Genomic DNA, 16,872 nt, shown 5'->3' on the forward strand with positions numbered 1-16,872 from the left:
GCCTATAACAAATGATAAGCCTTTCGTATTGGACAGATAAGCATAAAGGGTGTATAATAAAAGCATAGAAAGCCGATAGGATATATCGAAATTGTAATAATAGAAATCGGAGGATAAAGACATGAGCAGAGATGTAAACAACAAATTCTGGGACGAGGAGCTGGAAACCCTCCCCCGCGAGGAACTGGAAAAGAGACAGCTTGAAGACCTGAAGGAGATCGTTAAGTTCGCATACGACAACGCTCCCTACTACAAGCGTTCATTCGATGAAGCAGGCGTAAAGCCCGAGGATATCAAGACCCTCAAGGACATCGAAAAGTTCCCCTTCATCAACAAGAAGACCCAGCGTGACACTCAGGGCGTCGGCTCATTCCTTGGTGAGCTGTGTGCAGTTCCCGAGGAGGACGTTGTATTTATATCCACATCGTCGGGCTCTACCGGAGTTCCCACAATGAGCCCCTTCACAAAGAAGGACTTCGACGAGTTTCAGGAGACAGAGAGCCGCTGGTTCTGGCAGGTCGGAATGAGACCCAATGACCGCTACGTTCACGCTCTCAACTTCTCACTTTACGTTGGCGGTCCTGATGTTATCGGCGCTCAGAACTTAGGCGCACTGTGCATCTGGGGCGGTACACTCCCCAGCGAGAGACTTCTTTTCATACTCAAGACCTATCAGCCCACTGTAATATGGACCTCCCCTTCATACGCATGGCAGCTTGGTGAAAAGGCTCTCAAAGCAGGTATCGATCCCAAGAAGGACCTCAATATCAAGAAGATCATCGTTGCAGGCGAGCTTGGCGGCTCAATCGACGCCACAAGAAAGGCTATCGAGGACCTGTGGGGCGCTGAGGTCTATGACTTCTACGGACTGTCCGATATCTTCGGTGCCTGCGCTGCACAGTGCGAGTACCATGACGGACTCCATATCGCTGAGAACCACATCCTTGTGGAGACAGTTGATATCCACACAGGCGAAGTTCTCAAGCCCGGTGAGGTAGGCGAGCTTGTATTCACAACTCTCCGCAAGCACGCCCGTCCCCTCATCCGTTTCAAGACAGGTGATATCGGACGCATCGACACCACAAAGTGCAAGTGCGGACGTACACACGGCAGGATCAGCATCCTCGGCAGAAAGGATGATATGTTCATCGTTTCCGCTGTAAATGTATTCCCCAGCGATATCGAGGCTGTTATCCGTGAGCAGAGCGGTATCACAGGCGAGTACCTTATCCGTATCTTCGAGAAGGACTTCACAGCCAAGTATGCTGTTGAGATCGAGAAGAACGCAGATAATCCCAAGGACGATGATACGGTTGCAGCTGAGATAAGCGCAGCACTGAAGGCTCGTATCGGTGTTAAGCCTGCAAAGGTGGTAGTTCACCCCGACGGCGGACTTGATACACGTTCAGAGCACAAGTCCAGACGAGTTATCGATGAGAGAAATATTGACTATAACATCTGATCGTAGTATAATAAAAGATGTATGCAGGGGCGATGTGAGCATCGCCCCATGCGAATTGTTCTTGTAGGGGACGGCGTCCCCGACGTCCCAACGGTAAACTGAGTGGGCTGTCGAGGACGCCAGCCCCTACATTTTATATGATTCAGGAGGAAAAATATGCCAAAGCTTTCAAGCAGAACAGAGACATTTACAGATTCAGTCATAAGGCGTATGACGAGGATATCAAATAAATACGGCGCAGTTAACCTCTCTCAGGGCTTCCCCGATTTCGAGCCGCCCCGTGAGATACTTGACCGCCTTGCACAGGTCACAAACGAGGACTTCCACCAGTACTCCATAACATGGGGAGCTCAGAATTTCCGTGAAGCTCTTGCGGACAAGCAGTCCGCTCTCATGGGCAGGAAAATAGACCCCAATGGCGAGATAGTCGTTACCTGCGGAAGCACCGAAGCTATGATGGCAGCCATGATGACTGTTACAGACCCCGGGGACAAGGTCATAGTGTTCTCGCCTTTCTACGAGAATTACGGCGCAGATACCATTCTTTCGGGAGCCGAGCCAATTTACGTTCCCCTTATCCCTCCCGAGTTCAGCTTTGACGCGGACGTTCTCGAGGCGGCTTTCAAGCAGCGCCCTAAGGCAATAATCCTCTGCAATCCCTCCAATCCCTGCGGAAAGGTGTTCACACTGGAGGAGCTTCAGACAATAGCCGATCTTGCAAAGAAGTACGACACATTCGTCATCACCGACGAGGTTTACGAGCACATCGTATATGCACCCCATAAGCATATTTACTTTGCTTCTCTGCCCGATATGTGGGAGAGGACCATCTCTTGCTCATCACTGTCCAAGACCTACTCCATCACAGGCTGGAGACTGGGCTATGTTATAGCTCCGCCAGAGATAATCGACACCGTGAAGAAGGTTCACGACTTCCTTACCGTGGGAGCTGCGGCACCCCTGCAGGAAGCGGCAGTTACGGGACTGCGCTTCGGTGCGGACTACTATCAGTGGCTTCAGGATAAATACACCGAAAAGAGACAGCTTTTCCTCGACGGGCTTGACCGCATAGGTCTCAGCCATACGGTGCCGCAGGGAGCTTACTACATACTGCTGGATATCTCGGAGTTCGGCTATGAGAGCGACCTTGATTTCTGCGAAAAGCTTGCCGAATATGTGGGAGTCGGAGCCGTTCCCGGATCAAGCTTCTTCAAGGAGCCCGAGAACAGGTACATAAGGTTCCATTTTGCAAAGAAGAACGATACTCTGAACAATGCGCTGGAGCGCCTTGCGGATATCAGAAAGAAAATGCCGAGAGCATAAAAAATGCCCCTGAAAGATCAAGCGGTCTTTCAGGGGCTTTCTGTATCATAACTTCATTTCGTATTTGGGCATGAGCTGCAGCTTGTGCAGATTAGCCCTGTGGAGACGGTCTATCTTCTCCTTTATCTCGGGGACCGAGCTAAGGTCGTCCTCGCCGCGGATATACTTGTCCAGCATAGCGTAAGTAAAGCCTAAGTTCTCCTCGTCAGTCTTGCCGCAGAGTCCGTCGATAGGCACCTTGTGTACCAGCTCATGGGGAAGTCCGAGAAGATCGCCCACCTGTAATACCTCTGTTACCGTAAGGTCGGAAAGGGGAGAGAAGTCGCCTGCTGCGTCGCCGAACTTGGTGGAATATCCCACCCAGTCCTCAGAGAGGTTGCAGGTGTTGACAACTCTGCCGTTGTGGCAGGCTGCCACGGCGTAAAGTGTGGTCATGCGGACACGGGCGGGAGTATTAACCCTTGCCTGTTCCGAGGGCTCCATGTGCTTGCTGAGCTCGTTCATGAATGTGCTTACCGTATCGCCGATGTTGATAGTGTAGCTCTTTATGCCGAGGGTGTCCACCAGAAGGCGGCTGTAGGCGATATCTGCCTGCTCACCCTGAGGCATGAGGACTCCGATGACTCTGTCCTTGCCGAGAGCCTTTACGCATACCGCTGCGGCTACGGAGCTGTCCTTGCCGCCTGATATGCCGATAACGGCGTTTGTTGTGGGAGAAGCTGTTCTCTCGAACAGGTCTCTTACCCATTCAACTACTTCATTTGTCACTTTTTCTGCGTTGAAGCTGTAGCTCATAACTTTACCTCCGTTCAGTGTGACTGCCGAGCGTGTGCTCAGTCTGCCATTGCTTTCTTTATAGCGCCAAGAAGCTCATCGTAAGTCTCGAATGCGGGAAGCTCGGGGTGATCCTTCTTGATCTGTTCCGTGCTTCTGAATAAGAAGCCTGCCTTGCTTGCCTCTATCATGCCGAGATCGTTGTAGCTGTCTCCGCTTGCGATAGTGTCATAGCCGATGGACTGGAGAGCCTTTACTGTGGTGAGCTTTGACTTCTCACAGCGCATCTTAAAGCCTGTTATCTCGCCGTTTTCGGCAACCTCAAGTGAGTTGCAGAAGATAGTGGGCCAGCCCAGCTTCTTCATAAGGGGAGCAGCAAACTGTGTGAATGTATCGCTGATGATGATGACCTGACCCAGCTCGCGGAGAGAGTCAAGGAACTCCTTTGCACCGGGCATGGGATCGATCTTTGCGATGGTGTCCTGTATCTCCTTGAGTCCGAGACCGTGCTCCTTGAGAACGCCGAGACGCCAGTTCATGAGCTTATCGTAATCGGGCTCGTCACGGGTGGTCTTCTTCAGCTCGGGAATGCCGCTTGCTTCCGCAAAAGCTATCCAGATCTCGGGAACGAGTACGCCTTCAAGGTCAAGACAAGTTATATACATATGAATTCCTCCATTGAATTGATTTCTTACTCTACTATTATACTACGTTTTATCCTTTTTGTAAAGCACCAAAAAGGGCAGTCGGTGTGAATTATTATATTTCCTGAGAATTTATAAAAAAAACTTCGGAAAAGGCTTGACTATTTCCGAAGAATATGAGATAATAAGCTGTATGTGATTTTTTATGAAAGTGAGTTTTGTTATGTTAAAGTATATTCTTACATTTCTTATATCAATGGTTCCCATCGTAGAGCTGAGATGCGGTATCCCATTTGGTGTGAGCATGGGCATAAAATGGTATTACGCAGTTCCTATATGCATGATAGGAAATATGCTGCCCGTACCCTTTATCTTCTTCTTTGCGAGAAAGATACTTGAATGGGGCTCGGACAAGCCCGTGATCGGCAAGTTCTTTTCATGGTGCCTTAAAAAGGGACACAGCGGCGGCGAAAAGCTCAAGGCTAAGGCAGGAAAGGGAATGTTCTGGGCACTTCTTCTCTTTGTGGGCATCCCGCTTCCCGGCACAGGCGCATGGACAGGCACTCTTGCAGCAAGTCTGCTTGACCTTGACTTCAAGAAGAGCATTCTTGCAGTTACTCTGGGAGTAGCCCTTGCAGCCACTATCATGACAATAGCCTCGCTCCTTGGCGTAGAAGCATTCATAGCTGTCAAAGGCTAAAAATATTACGCGGCATCTGATGGATATCAGGTGCCGTTTTTTATTGTAACAAAGCTTTCCGCAAACTCATAATATAAAACGTGCGGAGAGCTCTTTCGCACAGGTTCTCCGCGCAGGAAAGGAGGACTTATGTTATGAATCTCGATCTCTTTGACGATATGGAGGGAATCATTCTCCATGAGCGTGAAGCCTCTCTTGTATCCGATATGAAGAATAATAACGGAAACGGCAGTATGACGCGGTTTCCGAAGAATACTCCTCTCGCTATGGCATATGTGCCGTTTCAGCAGTGGGGAGAGACCTACGGTGATGATGAGGCGCTCAGCAGGGGAACGCTCTTTCCCGAACTCGACCTTCCATTCTCGAAAGGAGGCGCTGACAGGTGAATGAACGCAATATGCTTCTCAGTCGGATAAAGAAGTACGACTTCACACTGAAGGAGCTGAACCTCTATCTTGATACTCACCCCAACTGCCGCCGCGCTCTGGCTATGTTCAGAAAGTATAAAGAACTCCGCAGCGACGCCGTTGAGGAGTTCACAAAAAGGTTCGGTCCCATTACTCCCGAACAGGTCAGCGATACGCAGAACTGGACATGGGTGGAAGATCCGTGGCCGTGGGAAAGGAGATAAGCTATGTGGCAATATGAAAAGAAATTACAGTATCCTGTTAAGATCAAGACGCCCAATGCGAAGCTTGCGAAGATAATCATATCTCAGCTAGGCGGTCTGAGTTCCAGAAAGTTATAATTTTATAGCTTATAAAAAATCTCCACTATTCCCTTGGGTTTCATGAAGATGATACGGTCGACAAAGCTTCTGAGAGTCATGTTTTTCAGTGTTTCGCTGGTTTCGTCACTTTCGAGTATGTCGAGTCCTGCTTTTATCCTGCCTGAGATCAGCTCTTTTATATCAGCTTCCGATCTTGGCGCGGAGACCTCAGCCTGAGCAGTCAGCTCGTCTATTCGGGACTGTATTTTCTGCTTGTTCTCCCGGTATTCTTCCAGCGAGTCTATACCGGCTTCGTAGGCTTCGCGGATACGGGAGAGCTTTTTCTTTTCGCGCTCGATCATGACCGCGACATCGGGGGACGTTCTGACAGGAGATCTGCTTTCCACAGAAACTTCAAAGCTCTGATGTTCAAAATCGCTTTTCAGCTTTTCGATGACTGATGTGTTGATCTTGTCTATCTTGATGCAGTGTGATACCTTGCACACTCCTTTTGCGTACTGGTGACATTGCAGAGATTTGTGAGAAGCTATCATAGTCAGTGTAGCTCCGCAGTTATCGCACTTAACAAGACCTTTCAGCATGAATTCCACAGGCTCATGGCGAGAATATCGAGTATACAGCTTTTTGTTGTCTGCCAGACGCTTCTGAACGGCTTCATATATCTCCTTTGAGATGATCGGTTGATGTTTGCCGTCTATTATCAGAGTGTTTTCAGCGTTCTGGTGGAAGCGGTCAAGGCTGTCCCTTCCGTTCCTGCTTCGGCGGAGCTTGCCGATGTAAGTGGGATTTGTGAGGATATATTCAACGGTCCTGTTCTCGAACTTGTTGCCCTTTGTGGAGCGTATTCCCATATCATTGAGCTTCGCGGCAATCTGACGGGCTCCCATTCCCGAGAGGTAATCATCATAGATCATCTGCACAACAGACGCATTGGCTTTATCGGGAGCGAATATGCCATTATCCATTTTGTAGCCGAAGGGCGGCTGTGAGACTACTCCGCCGCGGCTGAACTTCTCATTCATTCCGCGCTTGACCTCTTCTGCAAGGTTCAGGCTGTAGTATTCGTCCATAGCCTCTATCAGAGCTTCTATGAGGATAGAAGTGTTGTCCTCACCCAGCTGCTCGGAGATGGACACAACGTCTATGCCGCACTGCTTACGGAGCATTGACTTGTACACGATAGAGTCCTGACGGTTTCGGGCAAAACGGCTGAATTTCCAGAGCAGGATCACATCGAAAGGCTTTGGCTTCAGCTTTGCCGTGCCGATCATGCGCTGAAAGGACGGGCGCTTGTCGGCTTTCCTGCCGCTTATGCCCTCATCGATGAAAATAAACTCCTCGGGAAGTATCAGCTCATGTTCCTTGGCGTACTTGCGTATAGCTTTCAGCTGACTGTCGGGGGAGTATTCTATCTGGTCATCGGTAGATACTCTTATGTATGCTGCCGCTGTTTTCATATTATCCCTCCTTAGTGATATCCCCTGCATTGGAGCAGGGGATTATTTATTTATTATGTTTCAGTATTCTTTTTACGGCTGCGATTTCGAGAGACCAACAGCCAAAACCGCCTAATATTCCGCTTACAAATCGGCGAGCATTGGTCGATTCAAGTTTTCCGGTATTTTGCATGAACCAATCAAGAAACATTGTTTCGGCAGCTAAAAGGCTTATTTCAGGTCTTATTGTAACCTTTTTGGCAGCTGTGATAATTGCTAAGCTCTCGCCGACAAGTACTCCGCAGCAGCGAGCGCAGACAGGAAATTGATACTGTCGAAAGAAAAAACTTCGCTCAGGTAATTGATGACACCCGGTAGCTGCTCCTGCTTTCATAGACCTGACCCATAAGAGCCGTGTGTAATACCAGATATTACGCATTACTTGAATTGATAGCCGCAGTCAAGACAGCAATAGGTAATTTCATTTGAAACTTTTCTGTTATCCTTGAATTTACCTTTAGTTTTTCCCATGCCGCATAATCCGCAGAAAAAACCGATACCGCCTGTAAGGCAGGTGCCAATGCAAGCTTTGCACCAGCCAAAGCCCTTTGTTTTCCTTGTATCTGTGACTTTTCCTTTAACAACTTGCTGATTGACCGCTTGAATGTTTGAACTTCCGCATTTTGGACAATTCATATAAATACCTCCTGAAGAAAGATTGTATTTATATAATATCATACACTTATCCACTAAATCTATAATATAATATGTCCAAAATATCGAATGTTGTCGCATTTTGTCGCTTACAAGCTCCCATCGTCTCCGAGGACGTTCAGATGGCGGCTGTAGCGCTTGGGAATGTTTATGCCTACAAGATACCCTATGGAGTGCAGGAAGTCGGAAATAACGGCAAATCCGTCCTTGTAGAAGGCTTCGATGCGCTTATCCTTGAAGGGGATATTCTTGTAATCGGGCGGACAAACGAAAGTCCAGTCAGCTCCGCTCCTGTCCAGAACGATACGGAAGAACCTATCCACATCGGTGTCTTTGTAGCCCACATTCATGAGAAGTATGTGGTGCTCAACGCCTTCATCGATATGGCTCATAATGGCAGTCTTACCGTCGAAGGATATGAGTATGAGGAGCGGTTCATCATTCGCCATAGCCTTGTTTACGTCTTCCTCGGAGGGATATTTTATTATATTCATCGGAATGACCTCCTCTCAGAACCTGCGTTTGACTTCGATGACAGGACCGATGACCTTCACGCGGTTCATTTCTTCAAATTCGAAAACTCTCGGGGGATAGTAAGGATTGACAGAGCTGAGAGTTATACGGGTATTTTCTATATCAACGAGCTTGACGAGCCCGTCTTCAGCGTCGACATTTACGACAGCGTAGCATTCTTTATCAAGCACTTCCTGTTCGCGGACGAGGACAAGGTCCTTCTCGTGGAGCTCAGGCTCCATGCTGTCACCTTTGACTTCCAGCCAGAAGTGCTGATAGCCGTCCTTTAGTATATCGCTGTCGGTCATGATATATTCGGATATATTCTCCTCTGCATGGCAGTTATAGCCTGCGGCTACTCTGCCGATAAGAGGGACACGAACACAGTTGGCTTCGCTGTAGGGGATTTTCTTGATAGGGGTGTCATTTGTCTTCCAGCCCATGAGATATGCAGGTGTAACGTTCAAAACCTTTGCAAGCGGTTCTAATACAGTTGTAGGAAGCTTTTCTATATCATTACTTTCATATCTGTATATTGTTGCACGGTTCTTTCCAAGACGCTCCGCAAGTTCATCGACAGTCAAACCAAGTTCTTTTCGACGTTCTTTGATACGTTCTCCAATAGTCATTGTGTTCACCTTCTTTGCTTTTTATTGTATTATATCACGCTTTTCGCAAAAATGCAATAGTAATTTTGAAAAATTCAAAAAAATTCTAAAAAAATGCGAAAAAGGTATTGACAAACCATAGGCTGTATGGTATTATAAAAATGCAAAAAGTCGCACAAATGCGACATAATGTAAGTGAGGTGATAAAATGCTTGATGTCCAGAAGCTAAAAGGGAAAATAGTCGAGAAAGGCAAGAGCGTAGAGACAGTATCTGCCGATTTAGGCATAAATCCTGCTACTTTTTATCGTAAGCTCAAGAACAATTCTTTTGAGATTAGAGAAGCGGACAAGCTTATAGAAATTCTTGCTCTTACTGGTGAAGAGGCTTCGGCTATTTTTTTTAGCGACTGTGTCGCATAAATGCAACAACGCAAGAAACATAAAATTCTGCAAAGAAATTTGCAAAAAAGTGTTGACATTTCTTCCCGAGTATGACGCAAGGCGCCATACACCGAGCATGATATACTCAACTCGGAGGTGAGAATATGTCAGAACCATGGAATGTAAGAGCTCGGAAAAAGCTTATCGATCTGAATATGAACCGCAGACAGCTTGCCGAAATCATCGGCGTGAACTATTCTGTGATGTGCGCTGTGCTGAACGGTTCCGTTATTCGTGAGAGCGTTAAGCAGAAAATCTGCTCTTACCTGAAAATCAATTGAAAGGGGAAGTAGAACATGGACAAGCTTATAATTCCCTCAAGGAATGAGCTTGAGGACGGCACACATATCCGCGTAAGCAAAAAGATGAAGGAGCTCGTTGACGAGATAGCAAAGCGCTCTGGTCGCAGCCAGTACGTCATCATTAATAAGATGATAGAGTTCGCTTATGAGCGCGTAGTCATCGAGGACGAAGAAGACGAGTAAACCAGTACAACCCATACCGCATACAATTGACCGAAAGGAGATGTTACTATGGCAAAAAAGACAACCGAGCTGAAAGCTGTCAGCTACATATCTATCGGCGGCGCTCCGCCTGTCCGCTTCGACAGCCTTACACCCGAAAAGAGAGCTGAGTACGTTGAGAAGATGGCTGAGAACATCGGCAGGACTCTAAGCACATACCTCAGCAATCACCCCGAAGAAGCCGCTCCGCTCTTCAAGAATGCGGAATAAGCCCTCAGGGGCTTGCGGACAAGCTATGAAAGGAGATAGACCTATGTTTGAAGGACTTGCAGTATTCTGCATATCTGGCTGCCTTGGTCTGGAACTCTACTGCGGAGTACTGATGAAGAAGATACTGAAAGCGCGCTCAGACGAGCGCACAGACGACAGGAGAGCCGCTTACAGGGCAAAGGCATATAAAGACCTTGCCGAGCGCACGGCTTTAAAAAACGCCCGTCAGACGCTTTGGCGGAGCTTACAAAAGTGAGGTGTAAAGATATGATAACACTTTACCAGAAAGCCGCAGCTATAGCCATAAAGCTTGAACAGTTGGACAAGGAGCTGCTGCTTCGCCCTGAGTGGGTACTTCGTAGGGCTACGGCTGAAGAAATCGACTTCTATTATGCAAAAATGTGTAAAGGAGTGTGAGTAAGTGGCAGAAGTATACAGAAGCAGGGTTTATACAGACAGACCAGAATATGCCGACTTCGAGCCGCCTGAGAAGTTCGAGGCAATAAAGAGTATCATAGCAAAGCGGTTATCACAGCATCCGAATGCGATTTGTTCATATTCGGGAGGTGCTGACAGTGACATCATGATAGACCTGATAGAGCAGACAAGAGCACTCTTTGAACTGCCGCCTGTCAAGTATGTATTCTTCAACACAGGTCTTGAAATGCAGGCGACAAAGGACCATGTCAAGGCAACAGCTGAGAAGTACGGCGTTGAAATTGAAACAATTCGCCCGAATATCAGTATTGTACAAGCTTCAAGGAAATACGGTATTCCCTTTGTATCGAAGATAATGTCATACGGTCTGGAAGAATGGCAGAAGAAAAAGCTTCCGCTCTCAATCGCTGATGAATATGAGCTGGCAGAGGACAAGATCGCCAAGCGTGCAGAGCTGAAAGCACGTTATCCAAAGTGCGAGAGTCTGATAAATTTTCTGTGCTGCTGTAATGCAAAAGGAGAACCGCGCCCGAATATACAGCTTGTTATCAATTCAAGCAAGTACATGAGGGACTTTATCGGAGAGTTTCCGCCTGACTTCAAGATCAGCGCTCAGTGCTGCGACTTCTGCAAGAAGCAGCCTGCACATAACGTCCAGAAGGACTATGACATGATCATTACAGGCGAGAGAAGAGATGAAGGCGGTATGAGGTCGGTGCCGAAGAAAAAAGAGGCAACACAAAACGGCAATACTATGTGCTTTTCTCAGAATTCAGACGGTCAGTATCGTTTGAAGCCGCTGTATTATGTATCTGACAGTGATAAAGCTTGGTATAAAGTGCATTATAACATCCGCTACTCAGACGCCTATGAGGTCTATGGACTGACAAGGACAGGCTGTTGTGGCTGCCCGATATCGTATAAGGCTGTGGAAGACCTCGAAAAGATAAGGCCATATGAGCCTAATGTCGTAAAGGCGGCATGGGCTATATTCGGTAAAAGCTATGAATACCGCATAAAGTACAATGAGTACAAGAAAGAACGTATGAACAGAGAAAAAGAAATGAAGACAGTCATAGATGGACAGCTTCATTTCTGAAAAAAAGTGCTCCCCGAAGGGAGCGAGAAAAAATATTTACCACCAACAATATACCACAGAAAAGGAGAAATGTCAAATGAAACAGCTTGATTTTTTTCGTGAGCTCATCGTGGACAACTTCGCAGGCGGCGGTGGAGCTTCGACAGGGATTGAGCTTGCGACAGGACGATACGTTGATATTGCTATCAATCATGATCCTGACGCTATCCTCATGCACAAGACTAATCACCCATACACTACACACTATTGCGAGTCAGTATGGGAAGTTGACCCGGTAAAGATATGCGAGGGGCACCCTGTCGGTCTGATGTGGCTCAGCCCTGACTGCAAGCATTTTTCGAGGGCAAAAGGCGGAAAACCCGTAGATAAAAACGTCAGAGGACTTGCATGGATAGCAGTCAAGTGGGCGGCTACAGTAAAGCCGAGAGTGATTATTCTTGAAAATGTTCCCGAATTCGTTACATGGGGACCGTTGAAAGGCGGATATCCCGATAAGAACAAGATAGGAACTACTTTCCGAAGCTTTGTCAATGCCCTGAAGCTTCACGGATATGAAGTTGACTGGAAGAAACTGAGAGCCTGCGACTATGGAGCACCTACGACAAGAAAGCGATTCTTCCTTATAGCCAGATGTGATGGCGAACCTATTATATTCCCGGAGCCGACTCACGGAGCAGGTCTGAAGCCGTACAGAACGGCAGCAGAGTGCATAGACTGGAGCATTCCCTGCAAGTCGATATTCGGCAGAAGTAAGCCTCTGGCTGAAAAGACAATGAAGCGCATTGCAAGAGGACTCGACAAATTCACATTGAGAGCCGATGAACCTTTTATAGTTCCGATAGGGTACGGAGAACGCAGTGGACAGGCTCCGAGGGTGAACAGTATTTGTGAACCTCTCAGCACTATCGTGTCAACAGTGAAGCAGTCCGTGGTTATTCCGTCAGTTCAGAAGTATTTCGGCGGAGTAGTTGGAAGCTCCTTGAGCGATCCTCTCGGAACTGTCACAGCTCAGGATCACAATGCCTTGCTCTCACCTTATCTTATACAGTATCACAGCGAGACTGTCAGCCATGAAGTCCGAGGGCAGACGCTCAATGAGCCTATTCTTACGGTGGACGCTTCTAATAGATACGGGCTCACAGCGGCACACATCGTAAAGTATTACAGCGGTGATAACAGTTCTGATTGCAATGCGCCTCTCGGAACAGTCACAACGCACGACAGATGCGGACTTGTAGAAAGTCACCTTTGTGTGCTCAGGAATAATGAGGACTGCAAGCCCCTGACTGAACCTCTTCCGACAGTCTGCACAAGCGCGGGACATTTTGCGGAAATACGCACAAGGCTGTGCAAGTATCCGCCGGAGATAGATCTCGGACACTGGTCTGAGGTGCGAAAACTGCTCATTGAATACTGCGGTTACAGCATAGCCGATGATGAGGTCCTGTTGCTGAATATTGAAGGAGAGGAATACTACATAAACGACATAGGGCTGCGTATGCTCGAACCGAGAGAACTCTACAGAGCGCAGGGATTTCCCGATGACTACATCATCGATCACGACTACAAAGGGAACTTATACAGCCGCACTAAGCAGGTCGCAAGGTGTGGGAATGCAGTTCCGCCGCCATTTGTGGAAGCTCTTGTAAGAGCAAATCTGCCTGAGATGTGCGGAGCAAAAATATCAACAATGAAAGAACTAAGGGAGGTAATCTGAATATGTGTGAAAACAAGGATACAGCTCTGGCTGTACAGTCAGAGCAGCTTAATGAAGTAATGGCAAAGCCCACAGGTGGCTTTATAGAGTCATTCAGAGAGAGCTATAAGCTTGCGAGCGTTCTCGCAAAGTCTTCACTTGTGCCGCAGCAGTATCAGGGCAAGACAGAAGACTGCGCCCTTGCAATAGATATGGCTGAAAGAATGGGCGTATCGCCGCTCATGGTAATGCAGTCGCTGTATGTTGTGAAGGGAAAACCTTCATGGAGCGGACAGGCTTGCATGAGCTTCATAAAGGCTAAGTACGGAGATGCACAGCCGGTATACACCGGACAGCGCGGAACGGATACAAGAGGATGTTTTGTGCGCGTTATCAAGCCTGATGGTGAAGTTATCGAGGGTACAGAGGTAACTATCGCAATGGCAAAGTCAGAAGGCTGGATGAGCAACAGCAAGTGGAAGAATATGCCCGAACAGATGCTTGCATACAGGGCGGCAGCATTCTTTGCAAGAGTATACTGCCCTGAGATTCTTATGGGTGTTTCGGTGGAAGGTGAAGTTGAGGATATGCAGCCTTCACAGCCACAGAAAGCACCTGATCCATTTAAAACGGAGGTAATTGAATAATGAAAAAGTCGGAAACTATCAAGAATATAATAGATCTGATTATCGAGTATACGGGAAGCGAAAACTTCGCGGAACTTGAATGGCTTTTCAGTGAACTGAGCACAGCAAAAATAATCGAGGATAAGGAGAGTAAGAAATGAGGACTACAAAGATAAAAATACGCAACCTTTTCGGCATCACAGAGACAGAGCTTGACGGGCGTTCCGTTGAGCTCACAGGTGCTAATGGAGTCGGTAAGACCTCTGTTATTGACGCTTTAAGATATGCGCTTACAAATAAGTCGGACAGGGACATCATAGTTCGTCAGGGTGAAAAGGAGGGCGAAATTCTTATCGAGACCGACACAGGTCTGAGTATCGACAGAAAAAAGAGAACGGAGCAGGCAGATTACAAGTCTGTAAAGGAAAACGGGAAAGAGGTAATGGCACCTGAGAATTTCCTTCGTCAGCTCTTTACACCATTGCAGCTTGATCCTGTTGCATTTACGTTAATGGACGCCAAGTCCAAGAACAGAGCTATCCTTGATCTTATAGAGTATGACTGGGATCTGAATTTTATCAATGACAAGTTCGGCGAAATACCTTCATGGATCAATTACGAGCAGAATATCCTTGAAGTCCTCAGTGATATGCAGTCTGAGAACGGACAGTGGTTCAAAGAACGCCAGAACGTAAACAGAGATATCCGAAACAAACAGGCGTTCATCGAAGATATTGCCAAGGATATCCCTGCGGATTATCAGGCTGAGAAGTGGGAAACTTACGACCTCGGAGCAGCATATAAGAAGCTTGAACAGATAAAGGAGCATAACAGCCGTATCGAAAGGGCGAGGCTTTTCCGCAGCAGTTATGACAGCAAACTCAGAAAGCTGGAAGCTGACAAAATGATAGAGATCTCAGCTGAAGAAAAGGCAATATCCACAGAGCGCGAAACGCTGCTATCCGATATCGAGCGCATGAAGGCTCAGATAAAGGCAAGCGAGGACAAGCTTGCTGGACTGTCAGGCAAGCTCGAAGACAAAAAAGCACTTGCTGAAAGCCGTTTCAACGAAGCTAAGACCAAGCTTGATGCGGATATGAGCGTTGCTGATGAATATACCGACAAACAGCCTATCGACTTTGCTGAGCTTCAGAAAGAGGTGGAGAACGCCGAGGAGATGAAGCGACACCTCAATGAATACAGCAGAATGAAAGGTATGCAGTCGGAGCTCGAAGAGCTCAAGGCTCAGTCTGATGAATATACACGAAAGATAGAACTCGCTCGAACTCTTCCCGGGGAGATACTTGAAACAGCGAAGATACCGATAGAGGGCTTTACTGTTCAGAACGGCATACCTCTTATTAACGGTCTGCCTGTTGCGAACCTGTCGGAGGGTGAGCAGCTTAGCTTATGCGTAGATGTGGCAATTTCCAAGCCTAATGGCTTACAGGTCATTCTTATAGACGGTACCGAGAAGCTGTCTTCCGAGAACCGTGAAAAGCTGTATAGCAAGTGCCACGAAAAGGGCATCCAGTTCATAGCTACAAGAACGACCGACTCCTCAGAAATGGAGGTACACTACATATGATCCCTCATTCCCTGACAGCTGAAAACTATTTCAGCGCCGAAAATAACATGAAGTATATGAGCTGCTCCCAGTTCAAGAGCTTTCTCACCTGTGAGGCTTCCGCTTTGGCGGAGCTTCACGGCGAGTATCAGAGAGAGGTCACGGACGCTCTGCTGGTCGGCTCTTATGTGGACGCACATTTTGAAGGGACGCTTGACATTTTCAGAGCACAGCACCCTGAGATATTCACAAAGTCGGGCGAGCTGAAAGCTCAGTACCGACAGGCTGAGTACATGATACAGCGAGCGGAACGCGATAAGCTTTTCATGCAGTATATGAGTGGCGAGAAACAGAAAATAATGGTCGGTGAGATAGCAGGCATACCTTTCAAGATCAAAATAGACAGTTATCATGAAAATAACTGTATCGTTGACCTGAAAGCTATCAAGGATTTTAAGCTTATATGGAATGTCGAAAAGGGGAAGAAACAGCATTTTATCAATTACTGGGGTTATGATATTCAAGGTGCTATTTACCGCGAGGTCGTCCGTCAGAATACAGGAAAGCAGCTGCCCTTTTATATCTCAGCTATAACAAAGGAAAAAGAGCCTGATCTTGATGTACTCTGGGTACCGGATGAGGATATGGATAACGCCCTTGAGGAAGTTATCAGTCTCGCACCGAGATTTCAGCAGCTGAAGGACGGGCTTTTACAGCCACAGCGCTGCGGTGATTGCGGTTATTGCCGTTTCACGAAAGTGCTGACCGAGCCTCGGAACTATCATGAAGACTGTGAGGTGTACGAAGTTGAGCAACAATGACGAGAAAAAGGACTTCATGAAAAAGGTAACTATCCTTGTCGATACCAGAGAGCAGCAGAACAGCCATATCACAGAAGTTTTTAGCAATCTCGGAATAATGTTCAAGTCTCAGAAGCTTGATTTTGGCGATTATAGCTTTATCGTTGACGGCAAGGACTTCTCACGCTCTTGTGTGGTAGAGCGAAAGGCTGATATCAATGAGGTATACGGCAATGTCACAAGCGACCGCGAGCGTATCGAAAAAGAGCTTGATACAATCTCACGGAATGCTCAGCAGTGTACATTCATGCTTGAAAAATGCTCAGGCTGGGAGCACCTGAAAGGCTTTGAACTGTCTGAAATGCAGGCAGGAAAGCAGGGGCGCAAGGTCTGCAACATCGGAGCGACTGTATACAGTACTCTGCAAGCATGGCGCTGCGGCAACAGGTACAGCTTCAGTGTTGAATTCGTCCCCGAGACCAATAGATCAGCGCTGAAGATACTGGAAGTGTTCTTCTGGTATTATCACAACTACAAGAAACAGACCGCTCCTCGCAGGTGATCAA

The 16,872-nt window shown here is 47.4% G+C and carries 25 protein-coding genes and 1 pseudogene; 19 read left to right on the forward strand and 7 right to left on the reverse strand.

Annotated elements, in window-relative coordinates; translation table 11 throughout:
* The first annotated feature begins 121 nt into the window (after positions 1–121).
* Together DSZ37_RS04200 and DSZ37_RS04205 are read left to right on the forward strand one after the other, a co-directional pair.
* Complete coding sequence (locus DSZ37_RS04200; protein WP_028521344.1) at positions 122–1,462, forward strand: phenylacetate--CoA ligase family protein; 1,341 nt, start codon at positions 122–124, stop codon at positions 1,460–1,462.
* A gap of 156 nt (positions 1,463–1,618) precedes the next feature.
* Complete coding sequence (locus DSZ37_RS04205; RefSeq protein WP_109725704.1) at positions 1,619–2,785, forward strand: pyridoxal phosphate-dependent aminotransferase; 1,167 nt, start codon at positions 1,619–1,621, stop codon at positions 2,783–2,785.
* 45 nt (positions 2,786–2,830) lie between these two features.
* Here the strand turns inward: DSZ37_RS04205 and nadE are convergent, their stop codons facing one another.
* Entirely contained in the window at positions 2,831–3,580 is a 750-nt protein-coding gene (gene nadE / locus DSZ37_RS04210; RefSeq protein ID WP_109725705.1) for an NAD(+) synthase, read from the reverse strand.
* A gap of 38 nt (positions 3,581–3,618) precedes the next feature.
* Positions 3,619–4,224 carry a bifunctional phosphoserine phosphatase/homoserine phosphotransferase ThrH gene (thrH, locus tag DSZ37_RS04215; protein WP_109725706.1) on the reverse strand — a complete coding sequence of 202 codons (606 nt, stop codon included), beginning with the start codon at positions 4,222–4,224 and terminating at the stop codon, positions 3,619–3,621.
* Positions 4,225–4,426: 202 nt separating this feature from the next.
* Here thrH and DSZ37_RS04220 point away from each other — a divergent pair, with 202 nt between their 5' ends.
* The 4 genes and pseudogenes from DSZ37_RS04220 to DSZ37_RS04235 all read left to right on the forward strand — a co-directional run.
* Positions 4,427–4,903 carry a COG2426 family protein gene (locus DSZ37_RS04220; RefSeq protein WP_109725707.1) on the forward strand — a complete coding sequence of 159 codons (477 nt, stop codon included), beginning with the start codon at positions 4,427–4,429 and terminating at the stop codon, positions 4,901–4,903.
* Positions 4,904–5,037: 134 nt separating this feature from the next.
* A complete protein-coding gene (locus DSZ37_RS04225; RefSeq protein WP_242978566.1) occupies positions 5,038–5,289 on the forward strand; it encodes a spore coat associated protein CotJA in 252 nt (83 codons plus the stop codon).
* Positions 5,286–5,534, forward strand: a complete 249-nt coding sequence (locus DSZ37_RS04230) for a spore coat protein CotJB (RefSeq protein WP_109725708.1) — start codon at positions 5,286–5,288, stop codon at positions 5,532–5,534. The genes DSZ37_RS04225 and DSZ37_RS04230 overlap by 4 nt, the downstream gene beginning before the upstream one ends.
* Before the next feature lie 3 nt (positions 5,535–5,537).
* A pseudogene (locus DSZ37_RS04235) lies at positions 5,538–5,630 on the forward strand (manganese catalase family protein); the annotation flags it as partial.
* Positions 5,631–5,653: 23 nt separating this feature from the next.
* Here the strand turns inward: DSZ37_RS04235 and DSZ37_RS04240 are convergent.
* The 5 genes from DSZ37_RS04240 to DSZ37_RS04260 form a co-directional block, all read right to left on the reverse strand.
* Positions 5,654–7,090, reverse strand: a complete 1,437-nt coding sequence (locus tag DSZ37_RS04240; protein WP_181380234.1) for a recombinase family protein — start codon at positions 7,088–7,090, stop codon at positions 5,654–5,656.
* Positions 7,091–7,136: 46 nt separating this feature from the next.
* Positions 7,137–7,463, reverse strand: coding sequence for a DUF2085 domain-containing protein (locus tag DSZ37_RS04245; protein ID WP_173328453.1), 327 nt, complete (start codon positions 7,461–7,463; stop codon positions 7,137–7,139).
* A 44-nt stretch (positions 7,464–7,507) separates the two neighbouring features.
* A complete protein-coding gene (locus tag DSZ37_RS04250; protein WP_109725711.1) occupies positions 7,508–7,765 on the reverse strand; it encodes a hypothetical protein in 258 nt (85 codons plus the stop codon).
* Between the two features lie 107 nt (positions 7,766–7,872).
* Positions 7,873–8,277 (reverse strand): hypothetical protein, encoded by a 405-nt coding sequence (locus DSZ37_RS04255; RefSeq protein WP_109725712.1) that lies wholly within the window; start codon positions 8,275–8,277, stop codon positions 7,873–7,875.
* Positions 8,278–8,292: 15 nt separating this feature from the next.
* Entirely contained in the window at positions 8,293–8,925 is a 633-nt protein-coding gene (locus tag DSZ37_RS04260) for a LexA family protein (RefSeq protein ID WP_109725713.1), read from the reverse strand.
* 187 nt (positions 8,926–9,112) lie between these two features.
* Here DSZ37_RS04260 and DSZ37_RS04265 point away from each other — a divergent pair, with 187 nt between their 5' ends.
* The 13 genes from DSZ37_RS04265 to DSZ37_RS04315 all read left to right on the forward strand — a co-directional run bounded on the left by DSZ37_RS04265 (position 9,113) and on the right by DSZ37_RS04315 (position 16,868).
* Positions 9,113–9,325: a phage repressor protein gene (locus DSZ37_RS04265; RefSeq protein ID WP_109725714.1), complete on the forward strand. Its 213-nt coding sequence runs from the start codon at positions 9,113–9,115 to the stop codon at positions 9,323–9,325.
* Between the two features lie 125 nt (positions 9,326–9,450).
* A complete protein-coding gene (locus DSZ37_RS04270; protein ID WP_109725715.1) occupies positions 9,451–9,627 on the forward strand; it encodes a transcriptional regulator in 177 nt (58 codons plus the stop codon).
* 15 nt (positions 9,628–9,642) lie between these two features.
* Positions 9,643–9,831, forward strand: a complete 189-nt coding sequence (locus tag DSZ37_RS04275) for a ribbon-helix-helix protein, CopG family (RefSeq protein WP_109725716.1) — start codon at positions 9,643–9,645, stop codon at positions 9,829–9,831.
* A gap of 48 nt (positions 9,832–9,879) precedes the next feature.
* Positions 9,880–10,080, forward strand: coding sequence for a hypothetical protein (locus tag DSZ37_RS04280; protein ID WP_109725717.1), 201 nt, complete (start codon positions 9,880–9,882; stop codon positions 10,078–10,080).
* Between the two features lie 43 nt (positions 10,081–10,123).
* Positions 10,124–10,336, forward strand: coding sequence for a hypothetical protein (locus DSZ37_RS04285; RefSeq protein ID WP_109725718.1), 213 nt, complete (start codon positions 10,124–10,126; stop codon positions 10,334–10,336).
* An 11-nt stretch (positions 10,337–10,347) separates the two neighbouring features.
* Positions 10,348–10,497: a hypothetical protein gene (locus DSZ37_RS17595; protein ID WP_181380235.1), complete on the forward strand. Its 150-nt coding sequence runs from the start codon at positions 10,348–10,350 to the stop codon at positions 10,495–10,497.
* Between the two features lie 4 nt (positions 10,498–10,501).
* Positions 10,502–11,617, forward strand: coding sequence for a phosphoadenosine phosphosulfate reductase family protein (locus DSZ37_RS04290; protein WP_109725719.1), 1,116 nt, complete (start codon positions 10,502–10,504; stop codon positions 11,615–11,617).
* Positions 11,618–11,693: 76 nt separating this feature from the next.
* The gene (locus tag DSZ37_RS04295) at positions 11,694–13,334 is read left to right on the forward strand and encodes a DNA cytosine methyltransferase (RefSeq protein ID WP_109725720.1); all 1,641 of its coding nucleotides are present in this window, start codon (positions 11,694–11,696) and stop codon (positions 13,332–13,334) included.
* A 2-nt stretch (positions 13,335–13,336) separates the two neighbouring features.
* The gene (locus tag DSZ37_RS04300; protein ID WP_109725721.1) at positions 13,337–13,960 is read left to right on the forward strand and encodes a hypothetical protein; all 624 of its coding nucleotides are present in this window, start codon (positions 13,337–13,339) and stop codon (positions 13,958–13,960) included.
* Positions 13,960–14,100: a hypothetical protein gene (locus DSZ37_RS17600; protein WP_173328442.1), complete on the forward strand. Its 141-nt coding sequence runs from the start codon at positions 13,960–13,962 to the stop codon at positions 14,098–14,100. Before DSZ37_RS04300 ends, DSZ37_RS17600 begins: the two co-directional genes overlap by 1 nt.
* The gene (locus tag DSZ37_RS04305; protein WP_109725722.1) at positions 14,097–15,527 is read left to right on the forward strand and encodes an AAA family ATPase; all 1,431 of its coding nucleotides are present in this window, start codon (positions 14,097–14,099) and stop codon (positions 15,525–15,527) included. Before DSZ37_RS17600 ends, DSZ37_RS04305 begins: the two co-directional genes overlap by 4 nt.
* Positions 15,524–16,327 (forward strand): PD-(D/E)XK nuclease-like domain-containing protein, encoded by an 804-nt coding sequence (locus DSZ37_RS04310; protein WP_109725723.1) that lies wholly within the window; start codon positions 15,524–15,526, stop codon positions 16,325–16,327. Before DSZ37_RS04305 ends, DSZ37_RS04310 begins: the two co-directional genes overlap by 4 nt.
* Positions 16,314–16,868: an ERCC4 domain-containing protein gene (locus tag DSZ37_RS04315; RefSeq protein ID WP_109725724.1), complete on the forward strand. Its 555-nt coding sequence runs from the start codon at positions 16,314–16,316 to the stop codon at positions 16,866–16,868. Before DSZ37_RS04310 ends, DSZ37_RS04315 begins: the two co-directional genes overlap by 14 nt.
* Positions 16,869–16,872 lie beyond the last annotated feature (4 nt).

Origin of the sequence: Ruminococcus flavefaciens, from assembly GCF_900116855.1 — a bacterium.
Lineage (GTDB): Bacteria > Bacillota > Clostridia > Oscillospirales > Ruminococcaceae > Ruminococcus > Ruminococcus flavefaciens_R.

Coding starts and splice junctions, on each gene's coding strand:
- DSZ37_RS04200 (WP_028521344.1), top strand. CDS start 122: ATGAGCAGAGATGTAAACAACAAATTCTGGGACGAGGAGCTGGAAACC.
- DSZ37_RS04205 (WP_109725704.1), top strand. CDS start 1,619: ATGCCAAAGCTTTCAAGCAGAACAGAGACATTTACAGATTCAGTCATA.
- nadE (WP_109725705.1), bottom strand. CDS start 3,580: ATGAGCTACAGCTTCAACGCAGAAAAAGTGACAAATGAAGTAGTTGAA.
- thrH (WP_109725706.1), bottom strand. CDS start 4,224: ATGTATATAACTTGTCTTGACCTTGAAGGCGTACTCGTTCCCGAGATC.
- DSZ37_RS04220 (WP_109725707.1), top strand. CDS start 4,427: ATGTTAAAGTATATTCTTACATTTCTTATATCAATGGTTCCCATCGTA.
- DSZ37_RS04225 (WP_242978566.1), top strand. CDS start 5,038: ATGAATCTCGATCTCTTTGACGATATGGAGGGAATCATTCTCCATGAG.
- DSZ37_RS04240 (WP_181380234.1), bottom strand. CDS start 7,090: ATGAAAACAGCGGCAGCATACATAAGAGTATCTACCGATGACCAGATA.
- DSZ37_RS04245 (WP_173328453.1), bottom strand. CDS start 7,463: ATGAAAGCAGGAGCAGCTACCGGGTGTCATCAATTACCTGAGCGAAGT.
- DSZ37_RS04250 (WP_109725711.1), bottom strand. CDS start 7,765: ATGAATTGTCCAAAATGCGGAAGTTCAAACATTCAAGCGGTCAATCAG.
- DSZ37_RS04255 (WP_109725712.1), bottom strand. CDS start 8,277: ATGAATATAATAAAATATCCCTCCGAGGAAGACGTAAACAAGGCTATG.
- DSZ37_RS04260 (WP_109725713.1), bottom strand. CDS start 8,925: ATGACTATTGGAGAACGTATCAAAGAACGTCGAAAAGAACTTGGTTTG.
- DSZ37_RS04265 (WP_109725714.1), top strand. CDS start 9,113: ATGCTTGATGTCCAGAAGCTAAAAGGGAAAATAGTCGAGAAAGGCAAG.
- DSZ37_RS04270 (WP_109725715.1), top strand. CDS start 9,451: ATGTCAGAACCATGGAATGTAAGAGCTCGGAAAAAGCTTATCGATCTG.
- DSZ37_RS04275 (WP_109725716.1), top strand. CDS start 9,643: ATGGACAAGCTTATAATTCCCTCAAGGAATGAGCTTGAGGACGGCACA.
- DSZ37_RS04280 (WP_109725717.1), top strand. CDS start 9,880: ATGGCAAAAAAGACAACCGAGCTGAAAGCTGTCAGCTACATATCTATC.
- DSZ37_RS04285 (WP_109725718.1), top strand. CDS start 10,124: ATGTTTGAAGGACTTGCAGTATTCTGCATATCTGGCTGCCTTGGTCTG.
- DSZ37_RS17595 (WP_181380235.1), top strand. CDS start 10,348: ATGATAACACTTTACCAGAAAGCCGCAGCTATAGCCATAAAGCTTGAA.
- DSZ37_RS04295 (WP_109725720.1), top strand. CDS start 11,694: ATGAAACAGCTTGATTTTTTTCGTGAGCTCATCGTGGACAACTTCGCA.
- DSZ37_RS04300 (WP_109725721.1), top strand. CDS start 13,337: ATGTGTGAAAACAAGGATACAGCTCTGGCTGTACAGTCAGAGCAGCTT.
- DSZ37_RS17600 (WP_173328442.1), top strand. CDS start 13,960: ATGAAAAAGTCGGAAACTATCAAGAATATAATAGATCTGATTATCGAG.
- DSZ37_RS04305 (WP_109725722.1), top strand. CDS start 14,097: ATGAGGACTACAAAGATAAAAATACGCAACCTTTTCGGCATCACAGAG.
- DSZ37_RS04310 (WP_109725723.1), top strand. CDS start 15,524: ATGATCCCTCATTCCCTGACAGCTGAAAACTATTTCAGCGCCGAAAAT.